This window comes from Microbacterium abyssi, assembly GCF_015277895.1.
GTDB classification, from domain to species: Bacteria; Actinomycetota; Actinomycetes; order Actinomycetales; family Microbacteriaceae; genus Microbacterium; species Microbacterium abyssi.
Map to the genome: position 1 here is coordinate 255,089 of NZ_CP063815.1, position 16,482 is coordinate 271,570.

The 16,482-nt window shown below is 68.6% G+C and carries 18 protein-coding genes; 13 read left to right on the forward strand and 5 right to left on the reverse strand.

All coding sequences use genetic code 11. The features are described 5' to 3' along the window. Positions 1 to 14 precede the first annotated feature (14 nt). From IM776_RS01290 to IM776_RS01320, 7 genes are all read left to right on the forward strand, one after another. On the forward strand, positions 15 to 1,340 hold the full coding sequence (locus IM776_RS01290; protein WP_194421294.1) for an ABC transporter substrate-binding protein: 1,326 nt from the start codon (positions 15 to 17) through the stop codon (positions 1,338 to 1,340). Further along, the gene (locus tag IM776_RS01295; protein WP_194421295.1) at positions 1,333 to 2,271 is read left to right on the forward strand and encodes a carbohydrate ABC transporter permease; all 939 of its coding nucleotides are present in this window, start codon (positions 1,333 to 1,335) and stop codon (positions 2,269 to 2,271) included. The genes IM776_RS01290 and IM776_RS01295 overlap by 8 nt, the downstream gene beginning before the upstream one ends. Next, entirely contained in the window at positions 2,268 to 3,089 is an 822-nt protein-coding gene (locus IM776_RS01300; RefSeq protein ID WP_228479847.1) for a carbohydrate ABC transporter permease, read from the forward strand. The genes IM776_RS01295 and IM776_RS01300 overlap by 4 nt, the downstream gene beginning before the upstream one ends. Before the next feature lie 184 nt (positions 3,090 to 3,273). Then, positions 3,274 to 4,527: a cytochrome P450 gene (locus IM776_RS01305; RefSeq protein ID WP_194421296.1), complete on the forward strand. Its 1,254-nt coding sequence runs from the start codon at positions 3,274 to 3,276 to the stop codon at positions 4,525 to 4,527. Next, a complete protein-coding gene (locus IM776_RS01310) occupies positions 4,524 to 4,727 on the forward strand; it encodes a ferredoxin (RefSeq protein WP_228479848.1) in 204 nt (67 codons plus the stop codon). Before IM776_RS01305 ends, IM776_RS01310 begins: the two co-directional genes overlap by 4 nt. Continuing rightward, positions 4,724 to 5,881, forward strand: coding sequence for an NAD(P)/FAD-dependent oxidoreductase (locus IM776_RS01315; RefSeq protein ID WP_194421297.1), 1,158 nt, complete (start codon positions 4,724 to 4,726; stop codon positions 5,879 to 5,881). Before IM776_RS01310 ends, IM776_RS01315 begins: the two co-directional genes overlap by 4 nt. Then, positions 5,878 to 6,729: an AraC family transcriptional regulator gene (locus IM776_RS01320; protein WP_194421298.1), complete on the forward strand. Its 852-nt coding sequence runs from the start codon at positions 5,878 to 5,880 to the stop codon at positions 6,727 to 6,729. The genes IM776_RS01315 and IM776_RS01320 overlap by 4 nt, the downstream gene beginning before the upstream one ends. A gap of 24 nt (positions 6,730 to 6,753) precedes the next feature. Here IM776_RS01320 and IM776_RS01325 read toward each other — a convergent pair whose 3' ends face one another. Next, on the reverse strand, positions 6,754 to 7,590 hold the full coding sequence (locus IM776_RS01325; RefSeq protein WP_194421299.1) for a sigma-70 family RNA polymerase sigma factor: 837 nt from the start codon (positions 7,588 to 7,590) through the stop codon (positions 6,754 to 6,756). A gap of 104 nt (positions 7,591 to 7,694) precedes the next feature. On the opposite strand from IM776_RS01325, the gene IM776_RS01330 reads away from it, so the two are divergent. Beyond that, complete coding sequence (locus IM776_RS01330) at positions 7,695 to 8,468, forward strand: SDR family oxidoreductase (RefSeq protein WP_194421300.1); 774 nt, start codon at positions 7,695 to 7,697, stop codon at positions 8,466 to 8,468. Positions 8,469 to 8,483: 15 nt separating this feature from the next. Here IM776_RS01330 and deoD read toward each other — a convergent pair whose 3' ends face one another. The 4 genes from deoD to IM776_RS01350 form a co-directional block, all read right to left on the reverse strand. Then, entirely contained in the window at positions 8,484 to 9,194 is a 711-nt protein-coding gene (gene deoD / locus IM776_RS01335; RefSeq protein WP_194421301.1) for a purine-nucleoside phosphorylase, read from the reverse strand. After that, on the reverse strand, positions 9,191 to 9,526 hold the full coding sequence (locus IM776_RS01340; RefSeq protein ID WP_194421302.1) for an ABC transporter ATP-binding protein: 336 nt from the start codon (positions 9,524 to 9,526) through the stop codon (positions 9,191 to 9,193). Before IM776_RS01340 ends, deoD begins: the two co-directional genes overlap by 4 nt. 63 nt (positions 9,527 to 9,589) lie before the next feature. Continuing rightward, positions 9,590 to 10,267 carry a DNA alkylation repair protein gene (locus tag IM776_RS01345; RefSeq protein WP_194421303.1) on the reverse strand — a complete coding sequence of 226 codons (678 nt, stop codon included), beginning with the start codon at positions 10,265 to 10,267 and terminating at the stop codon, positions 9,590 to 9,592. Between the two features lie 156 nt (positions 10,268 to 10,423). After that, complete coding sequence (locus tag IM776_RS01350) at positions 10,424 to 11,455, reverse strand: FUSC family protein (protein ID WP_194421304.1); 1,032 nt, start codon at positions 11,453 to 11,455, stop codon at positions 10,424 to 10,426. 140 nt (positions 11,456 to 11,595) lie between these two features. Between IM776_RS01350 and IM776_RS01355 the strand changes: the two genes are divergently transcribed. The 5 genes from IM776_RS01355 to IM776_RS01375 are packed head-to-tail and all read left to right on the forward strand — an operon-like array spanning position 11,596 to position 16,462. After that, positions 11,596 to 12,630, forward strand: coding sequence for an iron-siderophore ABC transporter substrate-binding protein (locus tag IM776_RS01355; RefSeq protein ID WP_194421305.1), 1,035 nt, complete (start codon positions 11,596 to 11,598; stop codon positions 12,628 to 12,630). Further along, positions 12,627 to 13,673 carry a FecCD family ABC transporter permease gene (locus IM776_RS01360; RefSeq protein ID WP_194421306.1) on the forward strand — a complete coding sequence of 349 codons (1,047 nt, stop codon included), beginning with the start codon at positions 12,627 to 12,629 and terminating at the stop codon, positions 13,671 to 13,673. Before IM776_RS01355 ends, IM776_RS01360 begins: the two co-directional genes overlap by 4 nt. Continuing rightward, a complete protein-coding gene (locus IM776_RS01365) occupies positions 13,670 to 14,731 on the forward strand; it encodes a FecCD family ABC transporter permease (RefSeq protein ID WP_228479849.1) in 1,062 nt (353 codons plus the stop codon). The genes IM776_RS01360 and IM776_RS01365 overlap by 4 nt, the downstream gene beginning before the upstream one ends. Next, the gene (locus IM776_RS01370; RefSeq protein WP_194421307.1) at positions 14,728 to 15,528 is read left to right on the forward strand and encodes an ABC transporter ATP-binding protein; all 801 of its coding nucleotides are present in this window, start codon (positions 14,728 to 14,730) and stop codon (positions 15,526 to 15,528) included. The genes IM776_RS01365 and IM776_RS01370 overlap by 4 nt, the downstream gene beginning before the upstream one ends. Then, positions 15,518 to 16,462, forward strand: coding sequence for a siderophore-interacting protein (locus tag IM776_RS01375; protein ID WP_194421308.1), 945 nt, complete (start codon positions 15,518 to 15,520; stop codon positions 16,460 to 16,462). The genes IM776_RS01370 and IM776_RS01375 overlap by 11 nt, the downstream gene beginning before the upstream one ends. The last annotated feature ends 20 nt before the right edge of the window (positions 16,463 to 16,482 follow it).

Sequence of the window (16,482 nt, forward strand, 5' to 3'; positions counted from 1 at the left end):
ACGAAGGAGAAATCATGCAGTCACACGCACGTCGTATTCGACGCGGTGCGACGGTCGTCGCGGCCGGCACGGCTTTCGCTATCGCGCTCAGCGCATGCGCGTCGTCGGGAGGCAGCCCCGCTGACTCCGTCGATGTGTCGACGGAGATCACTACCGATCCCGTGACGCTGACGCTGTCGTACACTGACGACCCGCCCGCGCAGGCACTGATCGACGGGTTCACGACGAAGTACCCGAACGTCACGATCGAGGCTCAGCAGACGCCGTTCACCGACTACGTCAAGGCGATCAAGCTCTCGATGTCGTCGAGCACGCCGCCGGACATTGCCCAGTACAACCCCGGCGCGATGCGCTCGCTCATCCCCGGTGGGCTCGTGCTCGACCTGGCGCCTTGGGCGGACGCCTACGGCTGGGACGACAAGTTCCCGGCTTCGAGCCTCGAAGTGCTGACCTCGGACACCGACGCGAAGTCGTTCGGCGAGGGCGGCCTGTACGCCGCACCCGGTGCGCTCTCCGTGCTCGGCGTGTACTACAACCAGGATCTGCTCGAGCAGGCGGGCATCACTGAGCCGCCGGCGACGCTCGCCGACTTCGAAGATCAGCTCGGACAGCTGGCCGACGCCGGGATCCAGCCGCTCAGTGTCGCCGGTCTCGAGGTGGGCACGATCCACGTCTGGGGCGCACTGCTGAACGTGATCGGCGACCCCGACGCGTACCGCGATTGGGTGTTCGGACGATCGGGCGCGACCATCGAGACGCCGGGGGCGCTGGAAGCGACCAACGTGCTCGTCGACTGGATCGAGCAGGGATACATCTCCGAGTCGGCGAACGCCGTCGGCTATGCCGACGCGCTGGCAGACTTCACCAGCGGGAACGCGGCGTTCCACATCAGCGGCAACTGGGCGGCCTCGGCGATCGAGACCGAGATGGGCGAGGCGGGTGGGTTCTTCCTCCTGCCCGGCACCGAGGCGGATGCTCCGGCGATCGCATCGGGCGCATCGGTGGCGTACTCGATCTCCTCGAAGTCGAAGAACGCGAACGTCGCGGCAGCGTTCCTGGACTACCTCTCCTCGCCGGAGGCTGCGGCGATCCAGGTCGAGACCGGGTTCATGCCGGTCGACGTCACCGCCGATGTGTCGGCCGAGGGCCTGAAGGGACAGATCTCGACCGATTTCGCGAACGTTCTCGCCGGTCAGGGGACTCTTCCGTTCCCCGACTTCGCGACCCCGGCGATGCTCGACACGTTGATCGCAGGGACCCAGGGCCTGATCAGCAAGCGGATGACTGCTGAGGACTATCTCGCCGAGCTGCAGAATTCGTGGAACGAGTACCATGGCTGACCTTCTGGTCACTCCGGTCGTCCCGCCGGAGGCACGCGCCTCCGGCGGGACGACCGTCCCCCGCCTCCGCCGACGGCGACGGCTGATCGGCCTGCTCTACGTGGCACCGGCGGCGGCCGTATATCTGTACTTCGCCATCTGGCCGACGCTCACGACACTGGGCCTGTCGTTCACGACCTGGGACGGCATCGTTCCCGCACGATGGACCGGCATCGACAACTACGTCCGCATCTTCACGGACTCCACGCTGCTCGACGCCATCCTGCACAGCCTCGTGCTCATCGTGTTCTTCTCGGTCATTCCCGTGATCATCGGTCTCGTCCTCACCGGCTTGCTCACCCAGCGCGTGCGTCGCGGTATGACCTTCTTCCGCGTCGTCTTCTTCCTTCCCCAGGTGCTCCCGCTCGTCGTCGTGGGCATCACCTGGCGTTGGCTGTACAGCGAGCAGGGTGTGGTCAACCAGTTCCTGTCGGCCGTCGGGCTCGATGCGATCACGCGCGCCTGGCTCGGCGATTACGACTTCGCGCTCATCGCGCTCGGGCTCATCGGCACCTGGACCATGAGCGGTCTGTGCATGGTGCTCTTCCTCAGCGGCGCGCAGAAGATCGATCCGCAGTACTTCGAGGCGGCGAAGCTCGACGGCGCCGGAGCGGTCCGTCAGTTCGTCTCCATCGCGCTGCCGGAACTGCGCAAGGAGATCACGATCGCCGCGGTGATCACGACGATCGCCGCGTTGGCGAGCTTCGATCTGGTGTTCGTGACGACCGCGGGCGGTCCCGCCAACCAGACCACCGTGCCCGGACTGCTCGTCTATCGGCTGGCCTTCAACGAAGGCAACATCGGTGGGGCGAGTGCACTCGCCGTCGTGTTGTCCGTGATCGTCATCGGCATGGTGACCCTCATCCGCTACATCGCCCGGGAGAAGCCGTGAAGACCCCCGTCGTTTCCACCTCGCTGCGTTACGCCGTGCTCATCGCCATGACGGTGGTGGTGATCGTCCCGTTCATCGGAATCATCCTGGCGGCGCTGCATCCCGCCGACGGACAAGTGCGCGGCCTGGAGGTGCCCGCGGAGCTGTCGTGGGAGAACTTCGTTCTCGCCTGGGAAGGGGCCAACTTCGACCGTCTCGTCGGGTCGAGCGTTCTCATCGCCGTCGCGGTGGTTCCGTTGGCACTCGTGCTGGCGACTCTCGCCGCTTATGCGCTCGCGATCCTCAAGGTTCCCGGTAACCGGTTCATCACCCCCGCGTTCGTGTTCGGGCTCACGCTCCCGGTCGAGCTCGTCGTAGTGGCGCTGTTCTTCAACCTCCGCTCGGTCGGGCTGCTCGATTCTTACGTGGGTGTGATCCTCGCCGAGGCCGCGTTGTTCATGCCCTTCGGCATCTATTGGATGCACGCTCACTTCTCGTCGGTGCCGATGGAGCTCGTCGAAGCGAGCCGCATAGATGGAGCCCGCGACTTCGTCGTGCTGGCACGCGTGCTGCTGCCGATATCGTGGCCGGCGATCACGACGCTCGCCGTGCTGTACTTCATGTGGTCGTGGAACCAGTTCCTGCTCGTCCTCGTGCTCATGCAGGATCCCAACAAGCGCACCGCCCCGGCGGGCCTCGGCTACTTCGTCGGCCAGTACTCGACCAACATCCCGCTGCTGTCGGCGGCGAGTCTGATAGTGATCGCCCCGATCGTGATCATGTACCTCGTCTTCCAGCGCAGCTTCGTCAGCGGCCTGACGCAGGGCGCGGTCAAGTGACCGACATCGGCGGCCGATTTCGATTCGCGCTGTGAACCCTCCTGTCCCGTCGGCTGCCTGGGCCGGCGGGACAGGAGTCTCTGAGATCACGCACGGCCATGGATAGATCACGGTCGTGCATGGCCTGGATCGGCGTTCGATCCCACGATGGAATCGACAAGCCGTTCCGACCCGGAGGACCATCATGCACATTTCGTCCACCGCTCCCGCACCCTTTCCGTGGGAGCGGACGCTCTTCGATCCGCCGGCCGTGTTCGCCGATCATCGCGAGCACGAGCCCATCCGGCCGCTTCTCTACCCGGACGGCGAGATCGGCTGGCTCGTGACGACGCACGACCTCGTACGCCAGGTGCTGGGCGACGCGCGCTTCACCATGACGAAGCCGGCGCGCGTCGTCGGGGAGACCTTCATCCTCCCCGCTGGCGGAGACAGTGTGCGCGCCGCGTTCAGCGACGTCATGGCGCCGATGCGCGCGGGAACGTTCATCAATATGGATGCTCCCGACCACACGCGTTTCCGCCGTGCCCTGGGCGGACGGTTCTCGCCGAAGCAGGTCGGCGGCCTCGCCGATGTCATCGAGGCGATCGTCGCCGAGCGCCTCGACGCCATGGCCACGTCGCCACACCCTTTCGAATTCGTCGAGGGCTTCGCCGTCCCCGTCGCGCTGCGCACGATCTGTCACGTGCTGGGTCTTCCGGTGCGGCCGGAATGGCACGAGATCTCGGTGCTCATGGAGGTTGATCCGCCGATCGACGTCGAGCTGTTGGGGCAGTACTCGCGGTTCCTGGAGGCCATGACCGCGGATGTGCACGCGCTGCGCGATCAGCCGAACGACGGCGTTCTGAGCATGCTCCTGCACAGTGGCGACTTCACCGAGGAGGAGATCATCGGGCTCGGCCAGTTCTTGGTCATCGCCGGGCACCACACGACCTCGAACATGATGTCGCTGGGCGCTCTCGTGCTTCAGCAGGATCGGTCCCACTGGGACGCGGTCGTCGCCGACCCGGACTCTCTGAGCGCGACGATCGAAGAGCTGGTCCGCTACATCACCGTCCTCCAGCTGGCGCCGTTCACGCGCACGGCCACCGAGGACGTCGCCATCGGCGGTGTGCTCGTGCGCGCCGGGGAGCGCGTTCAGGTGTCGGCCCTGTCGGCGAACCGCGATGCTGCGTTCTTCTCGAACCCCGACAGGTTCGAGCCCGGTCGCGACACCGCCGGCCACGTCGCGTTCGGCTACGGCATCCACCAGTGCCTCGGCCAGCATCTCGCCCGTCTCGAGCTGCGCATCGTCTTCACGCGCCTCGTCGAGCGATTCCCCGATCTGCGCCCGGCCGTCCCGGTGGACGAGCTCGTGACCTACCCGGGCTGGTATCCAGGGCACGGAGTGCAAGAGCTGCCCGTCGTGTGGGGATCGGATGCCGAAGGAGAGAACTCGTGATCCGCATCGAGGTCGACGAAGACCGCTGTGTCGCAGGCGGGCAGTGCGTGATGGTCGCACCCCGGCTGTTCGATCAGCGAGAGGACGATGGAGTCGTCGTTGTTCTCGAAGAGGCGCCCGGCGACGACGAGCTGCAGGATGCCCGAACCGCTGAGCTCGTGTGTCCGGCGGCCGCGATTCGCGTGCTCGTGACGCCGTGATCGCCCCCGTCGTCGTCGTCGGGACCGGTGCAGCCGGGCTCACCGTCGCCGAGGCTCTGCGACGGGAGGGATACGACGGACGGCTGGTGCTCATCGGTGAGGAGAACCACCTGCCTTACGATCGCCCGCCCCTGTCGAAAGGGGTGCTCCTGGGGGCGGTCGAGACGTCTCGGCTGGCGCTTCGCGCTCCGGCCGTGATCGAGGCGCTGGACGCCGATCTGCTGCTCGGCCGACGCGCAAAGGGACTCGACATCGGGCAGCGGATCGTCACGCTCGAGGACGGCACCGCTCTCGGCTATGGCACGCTCGTGATCGCGACCGGCGTCCGCGCACGACGCCTTCCCGCAGCGTCTCCCGGCGCGACCGTGCACACGGTCCGGACGATCGAGGACACGCTCGCGCTCGCCGAGGATCTCGTGGACGCCGATTCGGTCGTCGTGATCGGTGGCGGCCTGCTCGGTTACGAACTCGCGGCGACGACCCGCATGCTCGGGCTCGAAGTGACGCTGCTGGATCGCAGCGTCCGCCCGCTTGTACGAATGCTCGGCCCCGATGTCGGCGCGATGCTCGCGACGATCCACGCCGAGCGCGGCGTCGGCGTCCGCACTGCGGCCGCCGTGTCGCGGATCGCTTCGCATCCGCACGGCATCCAAGTCGTCGACCGCGGCACGCCTATGCACGCATCGGTCGTCATCGCCGCGGTCGGCTCGGTCACCAACACGGAGTGGCTCCGCGGCAGCCGCCTGAGGGTCGACGACGGCGTGGTCTGCGACCGGAACGGCCGTGCGGCGGCAGACGTCTACGCCGTCGGCGACGTCGCGCGCTGGGCGGATGACGACGGCGACGGAGAGCGCATCGAGCACCGCACGAGCGCGAGCGAGCAGGCGATGGCCGTGGCGCGTTCGATCATGCAGGGCGACGAACGGCCCCGTCCGCCGCGATACTTCTGGACCGACCAGTTCGACATCAAGGTGCAGGTCGCCGGAGCCGTCGACGGCTCCTCGACCTTTATGATCGCCGAGGGAGAGATCGCCGCTGGTCGCTTCGTCGCACTCACGCGCTCGTCGGGCGGTCGCGGGGTCATCGGCTGGCGGATGCCCCGAGAATTCGCCAAGCATCGCGCAGCGCTCGCGAGCGAACAATGGGGTGCATGATGTCTGCCGATGAGATCCTGCCGCCGATCCGCTTCTGCTGGGCCGGCTCGACCTCTGTGCCCGCCGGGTCGACTTACGGTCCGTACACGACCGACCGGTGGGAGTTCATCTGGTGCCTGGAAGGATCGGCGGAGGTCGAGTCGGGTGACGATCGCTTCACGTTCACGGTCGGTTCGGCGCAGCTCACGCCGCCGGGCGTCTGCAACAGCTATCGCTGGACGAAGGAGGCACGCAGCAGCTACGGTTACGCGATTTTCACCCTCGATGCCGACCCCGGCTGGGTGCGTTTCCGCCCCGGCCTGGCGGGTGACATCGTGCCGCATCTGCTCGATCACGTCCTGTGGCTCGACTCGGTGCGCCCAGCCGGATGGGATGCGGCATCCACCGCAGCGCTCGGCTACGCGATCGTCGCCTTCGCGACCGGGCACTCCGCGACTCAGCTCGACCGCGACCTCGAGATGCCCGACGCGCTGATCCGCTCGCTCGCCGCGCTTCGCGACCGGTGGGACGATGCGAGCGACACTCCGCTCGCGTTGGACGACCTCGCGCGGGCGGCGGGCGTGAGCCGCGAGCATCTGTCACGGCTGTATCAGCGCTACACCGGGATGGGGCCGATGGCCGCCATCCGCACGCTGCGCCTCGCGCGAGCCTCCGAGCTGCTGTCGCATACCAATCTGGGTGTCGCAGAGATCGCCCGCGCGGTCGGCTTCGCCAACGAGTTCCACTTCTCGCGGGCCTTCCGAGCTCTCGCCGGCCAGTCGCCATCGTCGTTTCGGCGCGACCCGGATGCTCGGGTCGATCTCTCGGTCGCTCTCCGGCGGCTCAACACTCAGCTGCCGCCGATCTGAGAGCGAGTCGACCCAATCTGCTGATCACAGTCGTCGCGGGTCGGCGAGCACCTCCAGGGCGATGATCCGCCCGTCTGCCACCTCGAACGTCATCAGGGAGACGACGCGCTCCCCGAACATCGCGGCGACGCCGGGCAGACCGTCGATGAGGACGGGCGTGGAATGCGCGGCGAGGCGGGCGGCGAGCACGGCCTGCGCGGCGATCTTCTCAGCACCACGCAGGGTCTGAGTGGTGGTGCCGTAATCGGCGTGCAGCGTCGCGTCGTCGTGCAACAGATCCATGAGGGCCGCGAGATCACCCTCCTGCACCGCCGTCAGCCAGGCCTCCACCAGCGCGCGTCCGCGACGCCGGTCGGCGCGGGCGGGCGCGGATGCCGCACGCAGTCGCCGCCGCGCCCGGGAAGCCAGCTGGCGTGCCGCTTCGGGAGACCGTTCCACCGCCTCGGCGACTTCGTCGAAAGGCTGCCCGAAGACGTCGTGCAGGACGAACGCGATGCGCTCGGCAGGTGTCAGGGCATCCAGGACGACGAGGAGGGCGACGTTCACACGATCCGACTGGGCGACGAGGTCTGCGAGATCCGGTGCGGGGTCGACGGGCTCGTCGCGCCACGGTTCCACGTTCCAGGAGCGCTCCCGGGTCGACCGCGGCGCACGGAGCATGTCGAGGCTGATGCGGGAGACGACCGTCGTGCACCATGCATCGAGGTTCTCGATCTCGGAGGCATCCGCCCGCGCCAGGCGCAGCCACGTCTCCTGCACGGCATCGTCGGCGTCGGCGTTCGACCCGAGCAGCCGTGTCGCGATGGCCCTCAGCCGCGGCCGGGCGGACTCGAACCGCTGGGCGAGTTCTTCGTCGTTCATGTCACATCTCCTCGTCGTCGTTCGTCTACATATCGACGGCTGCACCGGCCGAAACGTGACGAACCCCGTCACGGACCGGTGCGCTGGACGAAAGGACGACGTTCATGAGCACTCCCATTCTGGTCACAGGCGGCACCGGAAACATCGGGCGGCACACCGTGCCCCTGTTGCGCGCGGAAGGAAGAGAGGTCCGTATCCTCAGCCGGCACCCGCGGACCGACGAACCAGGGGTCCAATATCTGCAAGGCGACACCGTCAAGGGCACCGGGCTCGAACGGGCGCTCGAAGGCGTCGACACCGTGCTTCATCTCGCCGGCGGAGCAAAGGGCGACGACGTCGCCGCACGCAATCTCGTCGCCGCCGCGCGATCGGCCCGTGTGAAGCACCTCGTACTCATCTCGGTCGTGGGCGCCGACCGCATGCCGATCGGCTACTTCCGGATGAAGGCCGCGGCCGAGAAGTCGTTCGAGAACTCGGGCGTTCCGTTCACGGTGCTGCGCGTCGCGCAACTGCACGACTTCGCGCTGCCGATGGTGAAGGTGCTCTCGAAGATGCGGCTCGCACCGCGTGGGCTGCGTTTCGAGTCGGTCGGGGTGCAGGAGGTCGCCGAGCGGCTGGCCGAGCTCACCCTGGGCGATCCGGCCGGCCGCGTCGCGGACCTGGCGGGCCCGCAGGTGCGAGAGGTCGCCGAGATGGTGCGCGCGTATGACCGCGGGCGCGGGCGCGTGCATCGGCTGCTGCCGATCCGGCTGCCCGGTGCCATCGGGCGGGCATATCGCGCCGGGGAGAATCTCGCTGCCGACACCGCGACGCGGGGCACGACGACGTGGGAGGAGTTCCTCGCACATCGCGACCCGCAGCCGGCATCGGTCGCGTGACGCGGCGAGTACGGTTCAGGCCGTAGCCGCCCGCAGCGCGATCTCGATCATCTCGCCGAACGTCTGCTCGCGCTCCTGCGCCGTCGTCTGCTCACCGGTGACGAGATGGTCGGACACGGTGCAGATGCCGAGCGCCCGGCGTCCGTAGTACGCCGCCAGCGTGTACAGCCCGCTGGTCTCCATCTCGACGGCGAGCGCGCCGTGCTCGACCAGCGGCTTCGTGAGCTCGGGCCGTGTGCTGTAGAACTGGTCGCTCGAGAACAGCAGTCCGACGTGAACCGCCGACGACAGCGGCAGCGATTCGCTCGCCTCCACCGCCGCGCGCAGCAGCGAGAAATCGGCCACCGGAGCGTAGTCCTGCCCGTGGAACCGCACACGATTGATGCCCGAGTCGGTGCACGCGCCGTTCGCGATGATGATGTCGCGCATCCCGACCTTCTCGGTCAGTGCCCCGCACGATCCGACGCGCACGATCGTCTGGACGTCGTACTCCTCGAACAGCTCGTTCGCGTAGATGGCCATCGACGGCTGTCCCATGCCCGATCCCTGGACGGACACGCGGTGGCCTTCCCAGGTGCCGGTGAATCCCAGCATCCCTCGCGTGTCGGAGTAGAGCGAGGCGTCCGTGAGGAACGTCTCGGCGATCCACTTCGCGCGCAGAGGGTCGCCGGGGAACAGGACGACGGGGGCGATCTGGCCGGGTTCGGCAGCGATGTGCGTGCTCATTCCTCGAGCGTACCCAGGACGTGCTCGCCGTTCTCAGCCCTGTCCCGGCAGCACCACCGGGCACCCGTACACCGGTCGATGATGACGCGGGCGTCCAGCCCGAACAGCTCGTGGATGAGTTCGGCGGTGACGATGTCCCCCGGTCGGCCCTCGGCGACGATGCGTCCGTCCTTCATCGCGATGAGGTGAGTGGCGAACCGGGATGCCTGATTGATGTCGTGCAGCACCGCGACGATCGTGCGTTCGCCGTCGCGCATGTCCGAGATGAGCTCGAGCACGTCATTCTCGACGCGGCGCTCAGCGCGCTGGCGCGCTCGGTGGGCTGGCAGCATGAGCGGACGATTCCGCTGGGCTGGGGGATCGAAGCGGCAGTGCTACGAGGCGACTGAGCCCGCTCAGCCAGTTCCCTCGCGTCGCCGCACCATCTCCTCGATCCAGATCGGCGCGAACGGCGAGATGCAGCCAGGGGCCGTGGGGTAGTCGGCGAGCACCTGCAGCTCGTCGCCGATCGCGAGGGCCCGCGGGCGCAGGTCCGGGTTGCGGATGCCGATGTTCGCGAGCGTCTCGTTCATCGCCCACTGCGGGCGGGTCGGAGCGTCCTTCATGTCGCGCTCGATCAGGTCGAGCAGGTGCTCGAGGTCGAGGCCCTCGGGCTTCTTCACGACGCGCTCGGAGGTCAGTGACCAGGCCGCCGCCGCGACGGTCGGGTCGGCGTCGCCGAACCAGCGCAGCCGCATCTCCTCGGCCAGCGGGGACTTCTTGGCGATGTAGCTGACGAACCACTCGTTGACCTTCGGGGGCCGGGTCTCTCGCAGCATCCCGTCGAGCTCGTCCGCCGAGAACTCCCGCGGCTTGCAGATCAGCAGCGAGAGCAGACGCGCGGCGGTCCCACCCGTCTCCCACAGCTCCTTCGCGAGAGCGTGGTCCGTCTTCACCTGCTTCGTGAGCGCCCGCAGCTTCGACAGGTGGATGCCGTGATCGTCGCCGCGCTTCTCGTTCGCGGCGCGCATCTTCGGATCCTCGAGGGCTTCGAGCTCGGTGAGCACCTCGGGGACGGTCATCGTGGCGGGCATGACTCCAGCGTACGGCGGTATCGGTGTCTGAGCTGTTGCGGGTGCGTCGGCCTGCAACCCGCAACAACCCGGACATGCCGTTCTGGCGTGTCCGACAACTGACGGGTCAGGCTGGCGGCGACCCGCAACTCCCCGGACATGCTCGCCGGCGCCTAGTCAGTCCCCGACGAGCTCCTCGCGGATCCGGCGCAGGTCCTCCATGAGAGAACCGACCAGGATCCAATGACCGGATGCCGGCGGCTTCAGCTGCAGCGGAGCGGTCAGCGCCGGAATCGCCGACGTCTCAGCCGCCGGCTCCGGCGCCACATCGGCGACCTGCACGGCCAGCCGGACGTCGTGCCCCGCCCGCCGCAGCTGCTCGGCGATCGCGTGCACGGTCGGCTCGTCCGCGAGGGTGTCGTCGTAGTGGTCGAAGAACGCCCGCGTCATCCCGATCACCTGCGTGACGATCGGCGACAGCCTGCCGAACAGCGTGCGCATCTCGGCGATCTCGCCCCTGGCCGCGCGGCGCGGGTTGAGGGTGAGCGATTCCTCGCCGGCGGCGATGGATGCCTCGGCCGCCGCCTGCATCGGACGCAGCAGCCGCGCCTCGAGCATGAGCTCGTGCAGCTGCGGCGGCTGCTGCGTGCTGAGCAGGCCGGTGGCCAGCCGGTCGAGGCTCGCGGCGATCTCGGTTCCCAGCAGCCCGAGGTCGCGACGGGCGGGCGCTGTGAGCACCGGAGGCACGACGAGCGCGTTCACGATCAGCGCGAAGGTGACTCCGATGAGCGTCTCGAGGATCCGGTCGACCGCGTACTCGGGGTTCGACGACCCCAGCGCCAGCACGAGCATCGCCGAGATCGCGACCTGATTTCCCGTCCCCGGCGACGCGCGGAACGTCCAGGCCACCAGCATCGCCACGACGATGGCGAGCAGCACCACCCAGCTCTGCGGCCCGAGCAGCAGGCTGAGCAGCACCGCGATGACGACGCCGACGATGACGCCGATGCTGCGCTCGAGCGCTTTCGCGAAAGACTGGTTCACGCTCGGCTGGACGACCAGCAGGGCGGCGATCGCCGCGAACACCGGCAGCGGTCCAGGGATGAGCCAGCCGGCGATCAGCCAGGCGCCAAGCGTGGCGACGGCCGACTTGACGACCTGCAGCAGCGGAGAGCGCTTCGCGCTCCGCACCGCCGCTGTCACCCGCATGGCACAACGTTAGCCCCGGAGTGGAACGGGATCGGCAACTGAGGACACCCTAACCTCGTGCTACATTAGGCGAGGCTTACCAAAGCCTCCCGGCCCCAGTGGCCGCTCCCGAACCCACCACACCTCGAATGGAAACGCCCGTGCGTACCTCCCGACTTCTCGCCCTCGGCGCAGCAGCGGCCCTCGCCGTCAGCCTCAGCGCCTGCGCGAGCACCGCTCCGACCAGCACCGACGACTCCGCGGCCGGCTCGAACCCGGCATCCGACGACGCCTTCCCCGTCACCGTCGAGCACATCTACGGCGAGACCACCATCACGGAGAAGCCCGAGCGCGTCGCGACCGTCGCCTGGGCGAACCACGAGGTTCCGCTCGCCCTCGGCATCGTGCCGGTCGGCATGAGCAGGGTCGCCTGGGGCGACGACGACGACAGCGGCGTCCTGCCGTGGGTCGAGGACAAGCTCGAGGAGCTCGGCGCCGACACTCCGGTCCTGTTCGATGAGGCCGACGGCATCGACTTCGAGGCCGTCGCCGATACCAACCCCGATGTGATCCTCGCCTCCTACTCCGGCATCACGCAGGAGGATTACGACACGCTCTCCAAGATCGCCCCCACCATCGCGTACCCCGAGGTCGCGTGGGGCACCTCGGTCGATGACATGATCACCATGAACTCGACCGCGCTGGGACTTGCGGAGGAGGGCGAGGCACTGATCGAGGACCTGCAGGCCCAGACGGATGCCGCGCTCGAGGCGCATCCGGCCCTGAAGGACGCCACGCTGCTGTTCACCTACATCGACCCGAACGACTTCAGCCAGGTCGGCTTCTACACCCCGGTCGACACGCGGCCCGGGTTCCTGCTCGACCAGGGCCTCCCCGAGCCGGAGATCCTCAAGGCGAACGCGGACAGCACCGACTTCTACCTCATGGTCAGCGCCGAAGAGGTCGACAAGTTCGATGACGTCGACGTGTTCATCACCTACGGCGACGAGTCGATGATCCCGGCACTCCAGGCCGACCCGCTGCTCGGCAAGATCCCGGCGATCGCCGCGGGCAACATCGCAGTTCTCCCGGACGCGACCCCGATGGCGAACTCGGCCAACCCGTCGCCGCTGTCGATCCCGTGGGGCATCGACGAGTACTTCTCGATCCTCGAGGCCCCGCTGACCGGCGAGTGACCTCAGCCGCCACAGTCCTGAGGCCGGGCGCCGCGAACCTGCGGCGTCCGGCGCTCGTGCGCGCTGCGTGGCTGCTCATCGGCGTCGGCGTCATCCTGGTCCTCAGCATCCTGTCCGTGTCTTTCGGCGTGCGCGCCGTCTCGATGGGCGACATCCTCGCGGCGCTGAGTGGCCAGGACGAAACGGTCGCCCAGGCCGCGATCATCAAGCGCATCCCGCGCACGGTGCTCGCGATCCTGGTGGGCGCGGCCCTCGCGCTCTCCGGCGCGACCATGCAGGCCGTCACCCGCAACCCGATCGCCGATCCCGGCATCCTCGGCGTCTCGAACGGCGCCTCGCTCGCCGTCGTCATAGGCCTCGCGTTCTTCGGCGCTGCGGATGCCGTCACCCAGATGTTCGTCGCGATCGTCGGCGCCGCCGTCGCCGCTGTGTTCGTGTACACGGTCGGATCCCTCGGACGGGGAGGAGCGACACCCCTCAAGCTCGCGCTCGCGGGAGCGGCGACGTCCGCCGCGCTCGCGTCGCTGATCAGCGCGATCCTTCTGCCCCGTGTCGACCTGCTGCAGGCGTTCCAGTCCTGGCAGGTCGGTGGTGTCGGGGGAGCGGAATGGCCGCGCATCGCGATCACCGCACCCGCGCTGGCGCTCGGCGCCCTGATCTGCTTCGCCTCCTCGCGCGGGATGAACTCGCTCGCGCTCGGAGATGACATGGCGACCGGGCTCGGCGAGAACGTGTTCCGCACGCGGCTGATGTCCGCCGCCGGCGCCGTGATCCTCGCCGGCGCCGCGACCGCGATCGCCGGCCCCATCGGCTTCGTCGGGCTCGTGATCCCGCACATGTGCCGGATGCTGATCGGCACCGACCACCGCTGGCTGCTGCCCTTCTCCGCCGTCGCCGGTGCGTCGCTGCTGCTCGCCGCCGACATCATCGGGCGGGTCATCGCGCCCTCCGGCGAGGAGATCCAGGTCGGCATCATCACCGCGATCATCGGCGCTCCTTTCTTCATCTGGATCGTCCGTCGCCAGAAGGTGCGTGAACTGTGAGCGCCACCACGACGATCGCCCCCTCCACGTCGAACGCCGCCGCCGCGATCGCCGCCGGCCGGCGCGCCCGCCACCGCCGTCACGCCACCGCGAGCATCGTCCTCGGCATCCTGCTCGTGGCGCTCGCCGCGACGGCGCTCATGATCGGCAACACGTTCTACACGCCCGACGAGGTCGCCCGCGTCATTCTGGGGCAGACGGTGCCGGGGGCATCCTTCACCGTCGGCGAGCTGCGTCTGCCGCGTACCGTCCTCGCGATCCTCGCCGGCTGTGCGTTCGGCGTCGCGGGTGTCTCGTTCCAGACGCTGCTGCGCAACCCGCTGGCCTCCCCCGACATCATCGGGATCACCCAGGGCGCGAGCGCCGCGGCCGTGGTCGGGATCATCGTGCTCGGTCTCAGCGGCCCCGCGATCTCGGCGTTCGCGGTCGTCGGTGCGCTGATCACGGCCATCGCCATCTATCTGCTCTCCAACAAGGGCGGCTTCGCGGGCACCCGCTTGATCCTGATCGGCATCGGCGTCGCCGCCATGCTGCAGAGCGTCGTCTCGTACGTGCTCTCGCGCGCTGCGCAGTGGGACATCCAGACGGCGATGCGGTGGATCACGGGAAGCCTGAACAACGCATCGTGGGACGAGATCGCACCGCTCGCGATCGCGAGCCTCGTCATCCTGCCGTTCTTGTTCTCGCAGGCGAAATCCCTCGGGATGCTGCGACTGGGTGACGACTCGGCCGCCGGCCTCGGCGTCCGAGTGACGCTCACGCGCCTGCTGTTCATCGTCGGCGCCGTCACGCTGCTGGCCTTCGCCACCGCGGCCACCGGCCCGATCGCGTTCGTCGCGTTCATGGCAGGTCCCATCGCCGCGCGCATCACGGGGCCCGGCGCGAACCTGCTGCTGCCCTCTGCGTTCGTCGGCGCCGTCCTCGTGCTCGCCGGAGACCTGATCGGCCAGTTCGCGTTCGGCGCGCGGTACCCCGTCGGCGTCATCACCGGCGTGCTGGGCGCCCCGTACCTGATCTACCTGCTCATCCGCACCAACCGCTCGGGAGGATCGCTGTGACCGAAGCGCACACTCTGAACGCCGAGGGGCTCACCCTCGGCTACGGCGACCGCACCGTCATCGAGGAACTCGACCTCGCCATCGCCCCGGGCCGGATCACTGCGATCGTCGGCGCGAACGGATGCGGCAAGTCGACGCTGCTGCGTTCACTCGCGCGGCTCCTGTCGCCGGCATCCGGTCAGGTCGTCCTCGACGGCGAATCCGTGCACTCCCGGCCCACCAAAGAGGTCGCCCGCGTGCTCGGACTGCTGCCGCAGTCGCCGATCGCCCCGGAGGGGATCGCGGTGGCCGACCTGGTCGGGCGCGGGCGGCATCCGCATCAGAAGGTGCTCGCCCGCTGGACCGCGCACGACTACGAGGTCGTCGCAGACGCGCTCGAGGCGACCGGCATCTCGGACCTCGCCGATCGCAGCGTCGACGAGCTCTCCGGCGGCCAGCGCCAGCGCGTCTGGATCGCCATGGCACTCGCACAGGAGACCGACATCCTGCTGCTCGACGAGCCGACGACGTTCCTCGACGTCGCCCACCAGGTCGAGGTGCTCGACCTGCTCACAGACCTCAGTCACGCCCGCGGCACCACCATCGTGATGGTGCTGCACGACCTCAATCTCGCCGCCCGCTACAGCGACGAGCTCGTCGCGATGCGGCACGGCAAGGTGCACGCCGCAGGCGCGCCTGGCCAGGTCCTCACCCACTCGCTGGTCGAAGAGGTCTTCGGCATGGCGAATCAGATCACCACGGATCCGGTCTCCGGAAAGCCGATGGTCACCCCGATCGGGAGGCATCATGTCCGCTGAACCCACCACCCGCACGCGTCCGCCGTACGTCCTCGCCCGCGCCGAGGTGCGCGCCGTCGAACGGGTGTCGCCGAACTTCGTGCGGGTCACCTTCGGCGGCGACGAGCTGTACGACTTCGGCACGCCGGGGGACGTGTACGACGCGCGGATCAAGCTCGTGTTCCCGCCGGCGTCCGGCGTCCTGCCCGATATCGACCGCGACACCGACGACTGGTGGGGCGCGTACCTCGCCGTTCCGGAGGACGAGCGCGGGTCGATGCGCACCTACTCGGTGCGCTCTCTTCTGGTGACGGATGCCGGCACCGAGGTCGTCGTCGATTTCGTGCTGCATCTCGCACCGGGACTGACCGGCCCCGCCTCCCTGTGGGCGAGCAGCGCGGCCGTCGGCGACGAGCTGTGGGTCGTCGGCCCGCGTCGCGGCCGCGAGGGCCGTAGCGGGATCGAGTACGCGCCGGGTGCGGCGTCGCAGGTGTTCCTGGTCGGCGATGAGACCGCCGCACCGGCGATCGCCCGCATCCTGGAGGATGCTCCGCGGGACCTCCGCGGGCTCGCGTTCATCGAGGTTCCAGTCATCGAGGACATCCTGCCGATCGATGCCCCGGAGGGCGTCGAGGTGCACTGGCTGCCGCGCGGCGAGGCGGCGCACGGCCTGCGTCTGATCCCCACGGTGCTCGACTGCCTCGGCGACACGGGCCACACCGAGATCGTGGTGCAGGATGCCGAGGGCGAGGAGATGGTCTGGGAGACTCCGATCTACTCGGGCAGCGGCGAAGAGGTCGCAGGCGAGAGCTCGGGTGAGAGATACTTCTGGATCGCCGGCGAGAGCGGCGTCGTCACGACGCTGCGCCGGCACCTGGTGAAGGACCTCGGGATCGACCGCGCACAGGTGGCCTTCATGGGCTACTGGCGCCGCGGCGTCGCCATGCGCGGCTGACACCGCCCGTCCAGAACGCA